This window comes from Spirosoma profusum (genome assembly GCF_014699005.1).
Lineage (GTDB): Bacteria > Bacteroidota > Bacteroidia > Cytophagales > Spirosomataceae > Spirosoma > Spirosoma profusum.
On the sequence record NZ_JACWZY010000013.1, the window covers coordinates 50,232 to 66,163 of the forward strand.

The 15,932-nt window shown below is 47.3% G+C and carries 16 protein-coding genes; 7 read left to right on the top strand and 9 right to left on the bottom strand.

Annotated elements, in window-relative coordinates; genetic code table 11:
* Positions 1-59: 59 nt before the first annotated feature.
* Positions 60-434 carry a hypothetical protein gene (locus IC229_RS16200; RefSeq protein ID WP_190888045.1) on the bottom strand — a complete coding sequence of 125 codons (375 nt, stop codon included), beginning with the start codon at positions 432-434 and terminating at the stop codon, positions 60-62.
* 246 nt (positions 435-680) lie between these two features.
* Between IC229_RS16200 and IC229_RS16205 the strand changes: the two genes are divergently transcribed.
* The 3 genes from IC229_RS16205 to IC229_RS16215 all read left to right on the top strand — a co-directional run bounded on the left by IC229_RS16205 (position 681) and on the right by IC229_RS16215 (position 4,098).
* Positions 681-1,907 carry a DUF5009 domain-containing protein gene (locus IC229_RS16205; RefSeq protein ID WP_190888046.1) on the top strand — a complete coding sequence of 409 codons (1,227 nt, stop codon included), beginning with the start codon at positions 681-683 and terminating at the stop codon, positions 1,905-1,907.
* Between the two features lie 162 nt (positions 1,908-2,069).
* Positions 2,070-2,540: a lipocalin/fatty acid-binding family protein gene (locus IC229_RS16210; protein ID WP_190888047.1), complete on the top strand. Its 471-nt coding sequence runs from the start codon at positions 2,070-2,072 to the stop codon at positions 2,538-2,540.
* Positions 2,541-2,715: 175 nt separating this feature from the next.
* A complete protein-coding gene (locus IC229_RS16215; RefSeq protein ID WP_190888048.1) occupies positions 2,716-4,098 on the top strand; it encodes an autotransporter outer membrane beta-barrel domain-containing protein in 1,383 nt (460 codons plus the stop codon).
* Between the two features lie 11 nt (positions 4,099-4,109).
* Here the strand turns inward: IC229_RS16215 and IC229_RS16220 are convergent, their stop codons facing one another.
* The 4 genes from IC229_RS16220 to IC229_RS16235 all read right to left on the bottom strand — a co-directional run bounded on the left by IC229_RS16220 (position 4,110) and on the right by IC229_RS16235 (position 8,458).
* Positions 4,110-5,021: a serine hydrolase gene (locus IC229_RS16220; RefSeq protein ID WP_190888049.1), complete on the bottom strand. Its 912-nt coding sequence runs from the start codon at positions 5,019-5,021 to the stop codon at positions 4,110-4,112.
* Between the two features lie 53 nt (positions 5,022-5,074).
* Positions 5,075-5,827: a hypothetical protein gene (locus tag IC229_RS16225; protein ID WP_190888050.1), complete on the bottom strand. Its 753-nt coding sequence runs from the start codon at positions 5,825-5,827 to the stop codon at positions 5,075-5,077.
* 211 nt (positions 5,828-6,038) lie between these two features.
* Complete coding sequence (locus IC229_RS16230) at positions 6,039-7,340, bottom strand: Hsp70 family protein (protein WP_190888051.1); 1,302 nt, start codon at positions 7,338-7,340, stop codon at positions 6,039-6,041.
* Between the two features lie 254 nt (positions 7,341-7,594).
* Positions 7,595-8,458, bottom strand: a complete 864-nt coding sequence (locus tag IC229_RS16235) for a sugar phosphate isomerase/epimerase family protein (RefSeq protein WP_190888052.1) — start codon at positions 8,456-8,458, stop codon at positions 7,595-7,597.
* A 365-nt stretch (positions 8,459-8,823) separates the two neighbouring features.
* Between IC229_RS16235 and IC229_RS16240 the strand changes: the two genes are divergently transcribed.
* The 3 genes from IC229_RS16240 (at position 8,824) to IC229_RS16250 (ending at position 12,476) form a co-directional block, all read left to right on the top strand.
* Positions 8,824-9,732 (top strand): hypothetical protein, encoded by a 909-nt coding sequence (locus tag IC229_RS16240; protein ID WP_190888053.1) that lies wholly within the window; start codon positions 8,824-8,826, stop codon positions 9,730-9,732.
* 185 nt (positions 9,733-9,917) lie between these two features.
* Positions 9,918-11,066, top strand: a complete 1,149-nt coding sequence (locus tag IC229_RS16245; RefSeq protein ID WP_190888054.1) for a glycoside hydrolase family 5 protein — start codon at positions 9,918-9,920, stop codon at positions 11,064-11,066.
* Positions 11,067-11,315: 249 nt separating this feature from the next.
* A complete protein-coding gene (locus IC229_RS16250) occupies positions 11,316-12,476 on the top strand; it encodes an outer membrane protein assembly factor BamB family protein (protein WP_190888055.1) in 1,161 nt (386 codons plus the stop codon).
* Between the two features lie 143 nt (positions 12,477-12,619).
* On the opposite strand, the gene IC229_RS16255 is transcribed toward IC229_RS16250, so the two are convergent.
* Genes IC229_RS16255 through IC229_RS16270 form a run of 4 tightly spaced genes read right to left on the bottom strand, consistent with a single transcriptional unit; the run spans position 12,620 to position 14,808 of the window.
* On the bottom strand, positions 12,620-12,919 hold the full coding sequence (locus IC229_RS16255; RefSeq protein ID WP_190888056.1) for a winged helix-turn-helix domain-containing protein: 300 nt from the start codon (positions 12,917-12,919) through the stop codon (positions 12,620-12,622).
* Positions 12,891-13,565, bottom strand: coding sequence for a hypothetical protein (locus tag IC229_RS16260; RefSeq protein WP_190888057.1), 675 nt, complete (start codon positions 13,563-13,565; stop codon positions 12,891-12,893). The genes IC229_RS16255 and IC229_RS16260 overlap by 29 nt, the downstream gene beginning before the upstream one ends.
* Positions 13,566-13,583: 18 nt before the next feature.
* Positions 13,584-14,030: a diacylglycerol kinase family protein gene (locus IC229_RS16265; RefSeq protein ID WP_190888058.1), complete on the bottom strand. Its 447-nt coding sequence runs from the start codon at positions 14,028-14,030 to the stop codon at positions 13,584-13,586.
* A 58-nt stretch (positions 14,031-14,088) separates the two neighbouring features.
* Positions 14,089-14,808, bottom strand: a complete 720-nt coding sequence (locus tag IC229_RS16270; RefSeq protein WP_190888059.1) for a DUF1361 domain-containing protein — start codon at positions 14,806-14,808, stop codon at positions 14,089-14,091.
* Between the two features lie 268 nt (positions 14,809-15,076).
* On the opposite strand from IC229_RS16270, the gene mazG reads away from it, so the two are divergent.
* Positions 15,077-15,916: a nucleoside triphosphate pyrophosphohydrolase gene (mazG, locus tag IC229_RS16275; RefSeq protein WP_223834035.1), complete on the top strand. Its 840-nt coding sequence runs from the start codon at positions 15,077-15,079 to the stop codon at positions 15,914-15,916.
* The last annotated feature ends 16 nt before the right edge of the window (positions 15,917-15,932 follow it).

A 15,932-nucleotide genomic window follows, 5' to 3' on the forward strand; every position in this document is an offset into this window, starting at 1 on the left:
GCTGCAACCGTTACGTTGCTCACAAAAAACCCGAATTCAGGTTGTATTCTTCAGGAAAATTATTGCAGAGCTACTACTCGGTTGGTAGCTTTGAGTGCCTTCGTAGCTAGCGTAATTTGTTTACGGATGCTGCCTTCGCTCGATTTGATTTCCAATTCGTAGACACCGTCGGCCAGTTCATCTACATTCATTTTCACGGCGTAGTTGACGTCGGATTTACGAATGTTTTCCTGAAAAAGAATCTGCTGGTCCTGGTTGCGAAGGTAAACGGTCACAGCTTTTTCGGGCGATTTATTGATCGCAACCCGAATCTGATTGCTGTTCGTTACAAAGGCGCTGGCTTCGAACGAGAGTGCTTTGGGAGTAGTTGGGTTCGTTAGCATAGAAGCACTCAGAAGAATCGAACCGACGAATTTAGTGATTACAGGTAACATGATAGTATTTGTGTTTAGTGTTGAAATTTCGTTGCTTACTGTGTTGAAATAGCGTTGTTTACTGTTCGAGTACTATATGCCAACGATTGTGCCAGTAAATTAAACAGCTGATTATCAGTAAACTGATGTTTGTGCCAACTTTGGAAAGTGTACGCAACCGGACATTTGTTGTTCACTTGCGGACAACGTAACGCGGACATCCTGTCCGCAATGTTAACCTGCGGACAGGATGTCCGCGTTACTGCTATGACAACTCTACAGAAAGAAACCACTACGTTAAACCGAACATCAAGCCGGGTATTTTCTATCGATGCGTTTCGGGCATTGACCATGTTGACCATGATTTTTGTCAATGATTTCTGGTCGCTGACCGGTATACCGAACTGGCTCGAACACGCCAAAGCCGATCAGGATTTTCTGGGATTTTCCGATGTAGTGTTTCCCTGTTTTCTGTTCATCGTAGGTATGTCGATTCCTTACGCCATCCGGCAGCGGCTGGATAAGGGCGATACGTATGCTCAGATCATCTGGCACATCGTGCTACGTTCGGTAGCTCTGCTGATCATGGGCGTTTTCACCGTCAACATTCCCGATATGAACGACGCAGCGACTGGACTGAGTAAAGCTTGGTTTCAGATTTTAATGGTGCTGTCGTTTTTCCTGATCTGGAATCAGTACCCAAAACGTAGCAACGGGGAGCGATGGCTATTCATTGGTTTACAAATACTTGGCGTTGCCCTGCTCATTTATCTGGCGTTACGTTTCAGAGGTGGCTCTGATGACCAGCTGGTACGTATGACTCCGCAATGGTGGGGAATTCTGGGACTCATTGGCTGGACGTATCTTACCTGCGCTGTGGTTTACTTATTTATTCACAAATCGCCGGGATTGCAGTTTGTGGCCTGGGGGCTTTTTACGTTATGCTGCATTGCCGGTCATGCGGGCTTGTTAAAGGCTATCTGGCCCGGTGGGCCGGGAGACTGGATACTTGGCAATGGAGCATTCAGTTCATTTACGTTTGCGGGCATTCTTGCTACGTATCTGCTGACCAATTTTTCAGAAAAGAATCAGCGTTCGCAACTCCCGCTACGTTTTGTGGGTATTAGTACTTTGTTTCTGCTGGCGGGTTTTGTGGCAAGAAACTTCTTCATCATTTCAAAAATTCAGGCAACACCTACCTGGGTTTTTCTGTGCTGCGGCATTGCGTTTATTATGTATGCTGCCATTTACTGGTGGGTCGATTTACAAGGGAAGACGCACACATTCGATTTCATAAAACCGGCTGGAACCAGCACGCTGACCTGTTACCTGATTCCTTACGTGTATTACAGCGTTGCTGAACTATTAAGCTTGTCGTTACCTGATTCGCTGAAAGTTGGGGCAATTGGTTTAGTCAAATCGTTTCTTTTTGCGTTGTTGATTATTGGTATTACAGCGTTGCTGGGTAGGCTGCGTATCAAACTTAAATTGTGAGCGCTTACCTAAAACTAAATGCATTGATTTTGTCATGCTGACGAAGGAAGCATCTTAAATCGTCCTTATTTGAATTTTGAGACACCTTAAGATGCTTCCTTCGTCAGCATGACAAAAAATGCTCCCCTCATACATATTTTAGATAGCCTCTAATTCATCCCAATGCCCCATCTGATTCCTGCCTTACTCGGTACGTGGTTTATTTGCAGTACCAATTTTCCGATGTGGCTCAAAGGCGACAAGCTGAATCCTACGTTTACCTATTCCCGCACCGACGAAAAAGCCGATACGAACGTATTACTGGACGAAGTCAAGTACCTGAAAAACGGTAAAACGAAAACGCTGACTGGCTACGATTATCAAGATACGTCTGATTCGGCGGCATTCGTCTGGAGGGGGAAAGGATTATTGAGTTTGCTACGTAGTCGATGGAACGTAGCACTGGTGGACCCCAACGGTCAATGGGCAGTCATCTGGTTTTCAAAAACACTTTTCACGCCCGAAGGCGTCGATATTATCAGCCGCACATCGCGGCTTTCTCCCGCTACGTTAAAGCAAATAAAAGCGCAGATGGCTGCCCAACCCCGTCTGGCCAAACACCTCGATAGCCTGCGCGAATTGCCCATTCGTTGACATAGTAGAAAGTTAGCGTTACTTCACTTGTCGGTTAAAAGTAACCGATTTTGTGAATGCCATCTACATTAGCCGTTTGCTCAATACTCTGGTAATCATTTGCCTACCAAATGGTAAGTAAGTAGCTTGCGTGTCTCTTCCAAGGATTTCATCTCACCTTAATCAAAAACCATCAATGGACAAGCTCGCCACAATCCGATTCTTGCTGTTTTGCAGTCTCGCTCTATTTCCCGGCATTTTGCTGGCGCAAACTAATTTGTTTATTACTTCTCCAGGTTCAAACACACCTGGTGCAAATAACGTGGTGGTTGGCATTGGTGCCAGTAATACCACGCTGACCGGAAGTGCCAATACGATTATTGGACGGAATGCAGGCACTAGTTTAACAACGGGTAATAACAATGTTTTTATTGGCATAGCAGCCGGCGCGGTTAACACGAGTGCTGTTCTGAATACGTTTGTCGGAAGCCAGGCTGGGAATAAGAATACTCATGGTGGTAACAATACGTTCCTAGGCGGGCAGGCAGGTTTTGACAATACTTTAGGGCATAGTAACACCTTTATAGGAAACGACGCAGGGCATGAAAACACAACTGGCAACCACAATACGTTCGTAGGATTATCGGCAGGTAGTTCCAGTACAATAGCTAGCAATAATTCGTTTTTTGGGAGTAGTGCCGGGGAGAATAATACAACCGGCACCAACAATGTCTTTGTCGGCGTCCAGACCGGCGGGAACAACACGAGTGCTAATCAGAATACCTTTATTGGAAGTCAGGCCGGATTTGATAATACCACTGGCGCCAACAATTTGTTCCTTGGCTATCAGACGGCTCATAATAATACTACTGGGCAAAATAATGTCGTCGTTGGTCCTCAATCAGGTACAATTATTACTACGGGCAGTAACAACGTACTGCTGGGAGCAAATACCCAAACTACCAGTGCTATTCTTCAGAATGCGGTAGCCATCGGCACCAATGCCCGGGTGGCCTTGAATAATGCCATCGTGCTGGGCGACGTCACCAACACCAGTATAGCGGTGGGTATCGGCACCGATTCACCCCAGTTTCCCCTGGATGTACGAGGCACCATCAATCTACGTAACAGCGGTATCATCAAGTTTAGTCATCTGCTTAATCCCAGTCTGCGCAATGGGTACACCGACCGTTTTCTGACGGTCAATGAAAAGGGCGAAACGGTACTGGCTCGCTATCAGTTACGTATTGATAATGAGAAAGAATGGAGTGATAAAGTGTTTTCTGCTACGTATCGGCTTCGCCCGTTGACCGACGTAGCAACTTATGTGCGCCAGCATGGTCATTTACCGGGCGTACCGTCGGCGGGAGAGGTGGTTCGGGAAGGGATCGACTTGACCAAACTGAATGCTACGTTGCTGGAAAAAATCGAGGAATTGACCCTTTACAGCATTGAATTGGAGAAAATCAATCAGCAGCAACAGCAACAATTGCAGCAGTTAGAAAAAGGTCGGCGGCAACAACAAACCGAACTTGCTGAACTAAAACAACTGGTTAAGCAATTGCTCGATAAAAAATAAAAATCGCTACGTTATCGCGCTGCTACGTACTCGTAAACCCATTGCGAGATCGTGGCCAGTATACCGTCAATAGCCTCATCGTCTTTAACGTTTTTCGACATGAGAACCAGTACGTATTTACGGCCGTCGGGTAGGAAAACGATACCGGAATCATGCTGAACGCCCGTGATGGAGCCGGTTTTATGCGCCACTTTTACGTCTTTTGGCAGTTTCGCCGGAATCACGGAGTTTAGTTTCTGAGCGAATAACGTACCAATCATGGCCTGCGAAGCTTCAGGACTGACAGCTTGTCCGTTGGCAATTTTTTCGAAAATCACCATCAGATCGTAAGCAGTCGTAGTGTTGTTCAGGCCCTGGGCAAACGCTTTTGAGTCTTCCACGCCCCGACGAACCTGAATGTCACGCGCTCCCAGTTCGCGCATGGTTTGTGTTACGTTCGGTCCACCGACGAGTTCGATAATCAGGTTGGTCGCCAGATTGCTACTCATGGTAATCATGTCGAAAACTAAATCCGCCAGCGTCCGTTGGCGACCAATTTGTTTGTAGGTAAGCGTATCGCTGTCCCCCGATGCTTTCAGCGAATACGGACTGCCATCGACAATACTTTTGAAATCGGTTTTGATCAGTATGGAGTCCTTAAGCGACAGTTTACCCTGAACCTGTTGCTTGTAGACTTCAATCATCACCGGCGTTTTCATGGTGCTGGCCGCATGGAATACTTCCCGTTCGTTCATCAGCAATTCCTGCCCCGTGCTTAAATCTTTGAACGCAACGGCATACGTGAACGGATATTTACCAAGTTCCTTCTCAATTTTCGTTCGCAATTCGGCCAAAGTTGGTTTAGATTGGGCGGAGGCTGGCAGCCAGAAAACACCTAATATGAACAGTGTTAAAAGAAGACGGAATTGGTGTTTAAAAGACATGCTGGCAGGTGATATGAATGATGTCCCAAAAATTAGACAATTTGGATGGAAACTTACCAAATTTTACCAACCACTACGTTGATAAACGCATTGATAACCACCGCCATTCCGAAAGACGTAGCAACTGAGAATTCGGGCAACCAGTGGGCTTGTAAATACAGGAACGTAGTGAATCCGAGCAAACCCATCACCAGTCCGCGCAACGTAACGATGGCCGCGTTACTGCCCTGAAGCGTGTGCGAAAAAATGGCGAGCACAGACGTCAGAATGGGGAACGGCGTGAGAATACCGCTCCAGTTTGGACCTAGTACATGAGCCAAACCGGTAATAATCAAGACAAACAACGTAGCAACGCCCATGCGGATGGGAATGTCGAATGGCAAGCGACGACCATCAGCGGGCGGAGCCGTTGGGGAGGGGAATAGGTATAGGGTCAGCACTACGTAGCTCAGGACAAGTACATAGCTCAACATTAAATTGAGCCGTAGGTAATCGAAAACGACCGCCGTTAGCGTGTACAATACGTAAGCAATGAGGAGCGTCGGTAGCCAGGTGAATTTTCGGGCGAAAATGGCATAACTCAGGCAGAACGTAATCAAGGCCATAATGCCTGTCATTGATCCCTGTATCGACTGAATACCAAAAGCTTTGCCCTGTTCCAGAATAAAAAACAGCAGAATGGCGCCAGCTACCCAGGGCATACTTCCAATCAGCCCCCCAATTTTTCCACCCCACTTTCGAATGGCAAGTGTCACCAGTGCAACAATCGTTGGGATCAGGGTAAGCTTGAGCAGAAGCAGGTTCATGCGTAATGGATAGGTAATGAAGCCGCAAATTAGCCTGAAATGAGGAATCAACTACGTTAAATCTGGATGGTTTGTGTAGTGCTTTTTTTTGTCATCCTGAGGCACGAAGGACCTTAAAACACCCTAAGTTGAGAGTAAAGATGCTTTAAGATCCTTCGTACCTCAGGATGACAAAAAAGCACAAATCAACCCCAAATTGAATGGAACTGGTTTAGTCAATTGAGGGTACGGAAGTAATCGAGTGAGGTCGGATAAGTCGCCCGAATTTATGCTGGCTATCGTAAGCCAGTCCCAGCCCAACACTGGAAAGTTTGTTTTCGTCGGCGATGGCCGCATTAGGGAAAAGCTGTTTAAACGCATCCTGAATGGAACGTACTTCAGTGGTGCCCCCAGTGAGAATAACCAAATCGATGGCTTTATTTGTAACACCCGCATCCTGAAGACATTGCCGCGCTGAGGCCGTAATTTTTTCTACATCTTCCTGAATAGACTGGTCGAAAATCGTGCGTTGAATCGAGATAAAAAAATCGTCTTCAATGAACGCAAAGGCTGCTTTGTATTCATACTGCGATGTAAGCGCAATTTTAGCATCTTCAGCGGCCGCCAACAGCGAATGTCCAGTTTCGTCTTCCAGCACCTGCAGGAGCCGTCGATATCGTTTTTTATCGTGCGACTGATGGAGCAACTGCCTGACCTGCATCAGCATTTTAGGCGTATACAGAAAGTTAACTTTACTCCACTCGGCCAGGTCGTGATACGGTTTCAGGGGCACTTCCAGCCCCTTGTCGCCATACGTACTGCGGTAACCCAGTTCGGGCATGATTGCTGCCAGACTTAGCTGCTTGTCAAAATCATTACCGCCGACCCGGACGCCCGTATTGGCCAGAATATCGGAAGAACGGTCGGGCTTATGCGTGTTGGCCCCTGAGAGTTTAATGACGGTAAAATCGGACGTACCACCGCCCAGATCGGCCACAATAGCCAGTTTTTCGCTGTTCAACCGAGTTTCGTGGGCGAAAGCAGCCGCGATGGGCTCAAACTGAAATTCGATATGTTTAAAGCCTATTCGCTGCGCAATTGCTTTCAATTCGTCCTGAGCACGGGCATCGGCTTCCAGATCGTTGTCGACAAAGTGAACCGGACGGCCCATCACCACATGTTCGATATCCTCTCCCGCCATCAGGTCAGCTTTCGCCTTCACCTGCCTTAAAAAGGCCGTAATGATGGTCGAAAAATTCATGGACGTACCGTTCACCAACGTACCGTGTTTCATCAGCGACGTACCCAGCACCCGTTTTAAACTCCGCATAAAACGACCTTCCTGCCGGTCGAAGAAGAGATTGACTGCCGCTCGGCCATAATAAGCGTTGTTGTCGCTACGTCGGAAAAAGATAGCACTTGGAATCGTTACGTTCCCATTTTCGACCGGTACCAGACTAATGTCGCCGTGGTTATCAATAGCCACACTTGTATTCGATGTCCCGAAATCGATTCCGCAGGAAATTGTTGCCATTTCAGTTATAGCCAGATACGTACCAGCAGCTTTAGTAGGCCACAAAAGCCCGGTTTCTAATGCAAAAAGGGCGCAAATTTACACGTAATAATGGATTTAATGGCTTTTCTCAGATCGTAAAAACACGTGTTTCATTGCTCCGACTACTCGTTACGTTCCCATTTACCATTATCTATTTTACACAATTCATTAAAAAAGGCAGCCACGTAACGCGGCTGCCCAAACAAGTGCACGGTAGGTAAAGACGTTCAAAATTACTCCTTCAAGCTCTTAATATATGCTATGCTTTTGGGCATTTGCTCATATTCTTTATTGCTCTCGTCTTCAATGTAATAATGTTTGATTCCCGCTTTTTTCGCCAGACGTAGTATTTCGGGAATATTAACCTGTCCTTCGCCCAGTGGTACGTCGTTTTCGGGAGGAGTGCCGCCCGTTAAATCACCTTTAACACCTTTTTTGAGGTCTTTCAGGTGCATCAGCTTGTAGCGATTACCGTATTTTTTAAGTAGAGCCACCGGGTCGGCTCCGCCGTGCTGGGTCCACAGGATATCCATCTCGAACGATACGTAGTCGGGGTTCGTATTCTTGACGATGTAGTCGAACAACGTACCGTCTTCGTGCGGTTGGAATTCGTAGCCGTGGTTATGATAACAGAACGTAATACCATTGTCTTTCATGGTTTTACCAATCCGGTTGAAATCTTCAACGGCTTTTTTGGCATTGTCCAGATTGAAGCTTCCGCGCTGATGAGGTATCCAGGCGCACATGACGTAGGATGCTCCCAGCGCTTTGGCTTTATTAACGGCATCCATCGGATCTTTGACCAACTGCTCATAACCTCCGCCTGTTCCCGAAATAGTGATGCCGCGTTCGTTGCACAGCTTTTTAAATTCGGCTTCGGTCATCCCTTTCGGCGCTCCGCCTTCCATATCGGTGATGCCCAGCGCTTTGATGGTATCTAACGTAGCAATGACGTTTTTAGGAAAACTGTTGCGGTAGGTATACGACTGCACGCCAATCGGGAAGGTGTACAGCGGTTTGCCTTTTTGGGCAAAACTGTCTGTCAGGTTAAGTACGAAAGGCGTTGTCAGGCACAACGCAAGGAGGGTTTTTCTCATGGTTATTGGTTTCCTTATTAGTTGATTCCAGCCGTAACGTACGGTTAGCTGTACGACGTCTGGCAGACCATTGACCTATAAACTACGATAGGCACTTTTTTTACTTAGTGCTTCGGGCAGTACGTGATCAATATATAAGCTCCAGCCTGGCCCGGTCAACGCTGAGAAACGCTCTGAAATGAATGGATTCGCTTCTTGCCATAATTTTTCTTACGGCGAGCGTATTTCCGCCAGTTATTTACTTATTGACACTTGTTGTTAGTTCCGATTGGAATGCTGGCTGATGGCATTTCTACCTTTGTTGCGTTCAATTACACATAATGATTGAGCATCATTCACAAAACCAATCACAAACAACAAGTACAATGAACTCTTTTTTGAAAATTACCACCAGTGCCCTGAGTATCGCTTTTTGTATCAGTTTAACGTCCTGTGAGAAAGACTCACTACTCTCACCAATGGCCTCGGACGCCAGATCGTCTGATAATTTCAGGGAAGCAGTTACGCCGGTAATCAACCCGACGATCCCCAAAAAATATACGCTCATCAAAATGGGTGGGTACGAACTAACGTATCAGGCTGACGGCAAGCTGGCTGGCGTGAAAAAGGGTAATAAATTTACCACCTACGAATACCTGCCCAATCTTTATAAAATAATAGCCCACAGCTGGCAGCCGGTTGGAAATGGTTACGAAGAGTACAGAAAGATCGTGATTGACCTTTATGGTGGAACGTCGGCTGCCAGGGCCGAAATTTGGGCCAAAAGCAACAATAGCAATGCGCTTTACAAAATTAAGACGCTGGCTTTCACCTACGAGAATCATCGCCTGATTAAATGTAATGACGAAGATTCTCCGTACTCCAATAAAAGTACGATCTTCACTTACAATAACGACGGTGATTTAACGTCTGCTAAAGTTCAAAACTACAATACCGTTTTTTATGTGGATCAGTACACTTATGGTGGCAGCGGCAGCCCGCTAAAGGATTCTCATCCGTATAATCCTCAATTCTCATTCTTTGGCGAAGGCGAAGACGAGGGTACAGAATTAATGTTTCTGCCTGTTTTTGGTACGTTTAACAAACATCTTGTCCAGACCGTCAGCCGCATCCAGAATGCTCCTTACAAAGTGTTGTTTAACTACGCTTATAAATACGATCTTAACGCCGATGGACACGTAACAGAGCGCGAACGCTGGAACCAGACTATCAACCAGAAAATCGCAACCGATTTGTATCAATACAAGGTAGAAAACCTGGCTATTAATCCGTAAAAAACGTAATAAAGAGGAAAGGGTATAGGGTTGTAAAGTTGGCTGACATCGGACTAATAACTGGTGTCAGCCAACTTTTCAACCCTATACCCTTTCCTCTTTATTACGTTAAAACTTTACAACTCTTAACGTATCATTCCTTCATTTTTAGCAGTAGATAGTCGGTATATGTGGCTCTACGTAGCATGGAACGACGGATGTTTATTCAGAACACGAGCTTGCTGGCGGCTGCGTTGGGAACAACCGGCTCTGATCTGCTGGCGACCCCGCCACAACGTAACGTAGCAAAAAACAAGCTGCCAAAGTGGAAAGGCTTTAACCTGCTGGATTTCTTTTCGCCCGATCCCGCCAACAGTCGCCCGGCTACAAAAGAAGATTACTTCAAATGGATGCAGGACTGGGGCTTCGACTTTGTGCGTATTCCGATGGCGTATCCATCGTATGTCAAATTCGACCGGAGCCGAAATATTACACCCGAAGAAGTATATCAGATTGACCAACAGGCCGTTGATCGGATTGACCAACTGGTAACAACGGCGCACAAATACAACCTGCACGTCAGTCTGAATCTGCACCGCGCACCCGGCTATTGCGTCAACGCGGGTTTCAACGAACCCTACAATCTCTGGACCGATCAGGCTGCCCTCGACGCTTTCTGTTTTCACTGGAATATGTGGGCCAAGCGGTATAAGAACGTATCGTCGCAGAAAATCAGCTTCGACCTGCTCAACGAGCCAAGTATGCGCGCCGATATGAACGACCAGCATTCGAAACGTAGCACGGTGCCGGGCGAGACGTATCGAAAGGTAGCGCAGGCGGCTATGAAAGCGATACGTCAGGAAAATCCGAAGCATCTGATTATTGCGGATGGCAACGACGTAGGCAGCTCGGTCATTCCCGAACTAGCCGACCTCGATATTGCCCAGAGTTGTCGGGGCTATAATCCGGGTATTATTTCGCACTACAAAGCCCCCTGGGCCAATAAAGATCCCGACCACCTACCCGAACCCAAATGGCCGGGGCAAGTGGGTGACAAATACCTGAGTCGGGCCATGCTCGACAAATTCTACCAGCCCTGGATTGAATTGGTGAACAAAGGAGTTGGCGTACATTGTGGTGAATGCGGCTGCTGGAACAAAACGCCACATCCCGTATTTCTAGCCTGGTTCAGCGACGTGCTCGACATTCTGACAAGTAATGGAATTGGCTTTGCCCTGTGGGAGTTTGCAGGTTCGTTCGGCGTACTGGATTCGGGACGTACCGACATAGCCTATGAAGATTGGCACGGCCATAAACTCGACCGTAAATTGCTGGATTTAATTCGGAAAGTGTAGCTGGGTTGGGGGTGGTAAAACGGCTTTTAGGATCTAAATAAAATTGTATTCTGCCAAGAGGGCATTAGGATTTTAGTCAAAGTGGTTTATCATGATTTGATCATCTGATGCGTTGTTAACAGACATTTAACACATGAATACTTAAAATCAACTAATAGTTATAGTAATCCCCTTTTTGGTACTATATCCTGACTTGAGGTAAGTAGCTAGTTATCGTAAATTGTGAGCATAACTCAACCCATTATGCTCATGAAAAAACGGTTCTACGAATTCCTTGCGGTTTTGGGGGTAGTTTTAGTGGTTTGCGGGTACGTAGCGAAAGATAATCATCAGGCTGAGGGGAGCGTTTTCTTTAGTTCTCAGGAGGGAACGTTATATGCACTTGATGTCCGGAACGGAAAACCAAAATGGCAAAATAAATTGAGTCGGGCACCCATCGATGCCGCGCCTATCGTCGCAGATGGACTGGTTATTCAGGGTGTATCTTCCGAATCGGCTTTGTGCGCTGTCGATGCCTCAACCGGCGTTATACGTTGGAAATACCAACTCAGAGCAGGCCCCGTTTTTTCACCCCGGATCAGCAATAAAACGGTCTTTGTACTGACCGACAACAAAGCTCCCTGGGATCTTACCCGACCAAATTTCACAACCCTTCATGCTATTGACCTGGGAACGGGGCAGCTCAAATGGGTATTTCGGGCGGGCGAGCAGGCGGCTGGTACGTTGGCCGCGGGCAATACGTCGGAAAACTGCCCGATTGTGCATGAGGGAATTATCTATTTTGGTGGTAACGATGGTACGTTTTACGCGCTCGATAGCCAGAACGGAGATGTAAAATGGAAATACAAGTCAGGTTTTTCGTTTCATTCCAGTCCGGTCTGGGTAAAGGGGTACGTTTATGCCGGTGATGATTATGGCAATCTGCTGGCGCTGGATGCTATGACAGGTGCCCTGATATGGAAAACACATGATGCATTCTCTATTCATACCAATATTGTTACCGATAATAACTGCCTGTTTGTTCCCTACGATGGCCCTTCGGCATTAATTGCTTATTCCTGTGAAGATGGAAGAAAACGCTGGTCGTTTACGCCAACAAGTTTCATTGTCACAGCCCCATCGTTAGTCAACGGCTTTATTTACCTTAATTCGATCGATGGCAGGCTCTACGCAATAGATTCTCAGAAAGGAACGGTGGTCTGGACAAAATCGGTGTATATGCCGAACACAACGCCCACCGTAGCCGATGGCACGCTGTACGTAGGAAGTGGCAGCAAATTATGTGCGTTCACTGCCGATAGTGGCAAGGAGAAATGGGTATTTGCTGCGGCCGGTTCAGTTATGAAAAGCGCCTGTGTACAGACGCAAAGCGGATCCGTTTATCGCGGATTGGGCGGCATTCAACCGTAACGTAGTGCGAATTTCGGCCCTGACAGGCTCCGGCCGCTTCGGCGGTCCGATGTCGGAGTCGCGGTAGCGACTAATGGGATAGCTACAACACATCCGCTAACTTCGACATCGGACCGCCGAAGCGGCCGGAGCCTGTCGAGGCCTTATAAATTCTTGATAAACGCTTCCAGTGCGTTCAGGTGGTCGGTAAACGCCTGTTGCCCAGCCGGAGTGGCCGAGTATGTCGTGTTGGGTTTGCGCCCGACAAACTGCTTTTGAACCGATACGTAGTTTAATTCCTCTAACGCGCGCAGATGGGTGGCGAGGTTGCCGTCGGTGAGGCCGAGCAACTCTTTCAGCGCGTTGAAACTCAGGGAATCATTGACCATCAGAACCGACATGATGCTCAGGCGCGCTTTGCTTTCAAAAGCTTTATTAAACTGAGCCAGCAGGTCGTTCATCATGGGTTACATTCCGTTCGTATTTATAATACATGGCCATACCATACCCGATGTGCAGTACGCCAAAACCAATCGCCCAGGTCAATAAATTATAACCAGGGAAACAGATCGACAGCAACCCCAGGCCAATTTCGCAATACGCCAGCGATTCGACATCGCGAAACGTGTATTTACTACCGTTCAGCAAAGCTAATCCATAAAATATAAGCGTCGCAGGAAAAGCCAGCCAGATGAGGTTATAATAGAGCAGTGCGAGGCAAAACACGCCACCCGTAGCCAGCGGTACCACCAATGCCCAAAGGAGTCGTTGCGATGACTTGTTCCAGACGCGCAAACCCTGCCGTCGGGCTTTCCGGACGGTGAAATACGTACCAGAGAGCAGTGCCAGCACCAGTACGTAGAGAGCTACTTTTACCACAAATTCTACTACAGTCTGGTTCGTTGCGTCGTCGTAACTTTTTTGCCGGTCGTAACTTAGCACGGTGAACCAGTTTGTACGCAGGCGCATGTACACAGCCAGGGCGCCCGCCATCGCCACCAGCCCCGCCGATACGCCAGATAAACCACTTAACGACAGGAATTTGGAGGAACGCTCCATCAGACTGCGGATTTCCGTCAGTGTTTGCAGGTGTTCGTGCGATTCGCGCATGATTAAAGAGTGAAAGAGTTAATGAGTGAAAAAGTGCTGCAACGGATGTTGAATGACTGAATTAGTAACTGTGATTTGAGCGTGTGAATAAAATGGGTTTCCTGCTACGTCGAGCAATCGTCCGCCGAGGATAATCAGGCCGACAATCGCTGCTGCAATGGCTACCAGCAGCACAGCGCCCGACGATAAATCTTTAACGGCTTTAATTTGTGGATGGATGTCCGGCGATACAAAATCGCAAAGTTTTTCAATGGCAGTATTGAAGGCTTCGGCCGCCCAGACCAGCCCAAACTGCGTCAGGATGATGGCCCACTCGATCCGGCTGAGTTGCAGGGCGAATCCTGCCAGTACCACCAGAATGGCGATGAGCAGGTGAACTTTGGCGTTGTTCTCGAATCGAAACAAATCCATAATTCCCTGCCCGGCAAATCGAAAACTGCGAATAACTTTTCGGAAATCAATCATTCCGCAAATGTATCGTTAATGCTTGCATTTTATAGCCAGAAATTGGTTCGTTTGTCGCTCACAAACGCGCATCGTCCTCATGCTCAACGTACCAGTAAAACGCTACGTAGAGAATTACCAGTACGAAACCATAAGCCATAGTCAACTTAACGCTCAGATGGTCTTGATACGCAAAAGCCACGGCTTTGGTCAGCGAAGAGGGTTGAGTCAGTATATCCCAGCTGTTCCATCGACCAAAACGCCCCAGGTAAATGCCGAATCCCGACAATACCTGGCTGGCTAGTATCAACATCCAACTTAGCCACGAAACCATGAGTGGACGTAGCATTCGATGCACGAGAAGCGTCGAATATAAGCCAATTAACAAGCCTGTAAATGCGTATAAAAAGATTGACATGGTATCGAACCAGAGCAATGGCTGCGGAATGTGGTTGATGTGATATAAGTCAGTGATGATATACGGAGCGTTTGGTAAAAAGGCTAGCCAGAGCAGCAGTGAGCCAATCAGTAACCACCGACTCCGAAACCATGAAACCGTATTGCCGTTTGCCCGTAAATCACGTAGCACCAGAACGACCCCTAATGGAAACCAGGCCAGAAACAGGTTCCAGTCGAGCATGAGAAAATACCACCAGTTTCCGGTCAGCAAGCCACGTAGCGTGACCAAACTAAATCCGGCAACTGTGAGCAGGGCCAACGCCCATAAGCCTTTACCAGGCCGGGCGTCGCGTGGTAGTGACAAGTTTGAATAATGCGTAGGATGTGATTGTGTTTGCATAGTAAAAGTACTTTGTGTTGCAAAGTAAATGAAGTAAATCAATACATGTCAATATGGAGTGAAAAAAAGTTTGTGAGCGAGTGGTACGTGTCGGGTTCTTTTAACCGTAAAGAGCTCTGAGATGTACGCAAAGGTTCACGAGTAATTCTATTTGCGGTTAAAAGAGTCTTCTCGTTTTTCTCTTCGCCATTTCCCCCGTTTTCGTTAGTTTTACCAAACACAAACGGTACGTGAGAGAAATTCTCTTACGTACCGATTTATGAAATCAATGAAGGAATTTCAGGATATGCCCCTCCGTCGTCAGCAACAACTGATGGCTTTTGATCGACTGCTGACTATTATGGATGAACTACGCGAACAGTGCCCCTGGGACCGTAAACAAACCATGGACAGCCTCCGCCACCTCACCATCGAAGAAACCTATGAACTTTCCGACGCCATTCTGGAGAAGAATAATGCGGAAATATGTAAGGAGTTGGGTGACATCCAGTTACATCTGGTTTTTTACGCAAAAATTGCTTCAGAAGCCAGCACCAGCTCGCCCGATCATTTCGACATGGCCGACGTACTGAATCGGGTTTGCGATAAACTCATTAGCCGCCATCCGCATATTTACGGCGACACCGTGGCCGAAACCGAAGAACAGGTAAAAGCCAACTGGGAGCAACTTAAATTGAAAGAAGGGAACAAGTCGGTGCTGGGTGGCGTACCGGGTTCACTGCCGGCACTCGTCAAAGCCATGCGCATTCAGGAAAAAGCACGAGGTGCGGGCTTCGACTGGGACGAGAAGGAGCAGGTTTGGGAGAAAGTAGAGGAGGAAATGCAGGAGTTTAAAGAAGAATTTAACGTATCGTCCAGCCAAACTATCGACGTCCAGCGAGCCGAAGGCGAGTTTGGTGATTTGTTATTTTCATTGGTCAACTACGCTCGTTTTATCGACATAAATCCTGAAACAGCTTTGGAGCGGACAAACAAGAAATTCATCAAACGCTTTCAGTATCTGGAGGAGCAGGCGCGGGCCAACGGCAAAACGTTAAGCGAAATGACGCTAGCTGAGATGGACGTGTACTGGAACGAAGCTAAATCCCGGTTCAGACAATCCTATTAATCCCTAAATCTGTTAA

Bases quoted from the DNA above. Each gene is read 5' to 3' on its own strand.
- mazG (WP_223834035.1), top strand. From the start codon at position 15,077: ATGAAGGAATTTCAGGATATGCCCCTCCGTCGTCAGCAACAACTGATG.
- IC229_RS16215 (WP_190888048.1), top strand. From the start codon at position 2,716: ATGGACAAGCTCGCCACAATCCGATTCTTGCTGTTTTGCAGTCTCGCT.
- IC229_RS16210 (WP_190888047.1), top strand. From the start codon at position 2,070: ATGCCCCATCTGATTCCTGCCTTACTCGGTACGTGGTTTATTTGCAGT.
- IC229_RS16200 (WP_190888045.1), bottom strand. From the start codon at position 434: ATGTTACCTGTAATCACTAAATTCGTCGGTTCGATTCTTCTGAGTGCT.
- IC229_RS16265 (WP_190888058.1), bottom strand. From the start codon at position 14,030: ATGATTGATTTCCGAAAAGTTATTCGCAGTTTTCGATTTGCCGGGCAG.
- IC229_RS16270 (WP_190888059.1), bottom strand. From the start codon at position 14,808: ATGCAAACACAATCACATCCTACGCATTATTCAAACTTGTCACTACCA.
- IC229_RS16235 (WP_190888052.1), bottom strand. From the start codon at position 8,458: ATGAGAAAAACCCTCCTTGCGTTGTGCCTGACAACGCCTTTCGTACTT.
- IC229_RS16255 (WP_190888056.1), bottom strand. From the start codon at position 12,919: ATGATGAACGACCTGCTGGCTCAGTTTAATAAAGCTTTTGAAAGCAAA.
- IC229_RS16220 (WP_190888049.1), bottom strand. From the start codon at position 5,021: ATGTCTTTTAAACACCAATTCCGTCTTCTTTTAACACTGTTCATATTA.
- IC229_RS16245 (WP_190888054.1), top strand. From the start codon at position 9,918: ATGGAACGACGGATGTTTATTCAGAACACGAGCTTGCTGGCGGCTGCG.
- IC229_RS16225 (WP_190888050.1), bottom strand. From the start codon at position 5,827: ATGAACCTGCTTCTGCTCAAGCTTACCCTGATCCCAACGATTGTTGCA.
- IC229_RS16250 (WP_190888055.1), top strand. From the start codon at position 11,316: ATGAAAAAACGGTTCTACGAATTCCTTGCGGTTTTGGGGGTAGTTTTA.
- IC229_RS16230 (WP_190888051.1), bottom strand. From the start codon at position 7,340: ATGGCAACAATTTCCTGCGGAATCGATTTCGGGACATCGAATACAAGT.
- IC229_RS16205 (WP_190888046.1), top strand. From the start codon at position 681: ATGACAACTCTACAGAAAGAAACCACTACGTTAAACCGAACATCAAGC.
- IC229_RS16260 (WP_190888057.1), bottom strand. From the start codon at position 13,565: ATGCGCGAATCGCACGAACACCTGCAAACACTGACGGAAATCCGCAGT.
- IC229_RS16240 (WP_190888053.1), top strand. From the start codon at position 8,824: ATGAACTCTTTTTTGAAAATTACCACCAGTGCCCTGAGTATCGCTTTT.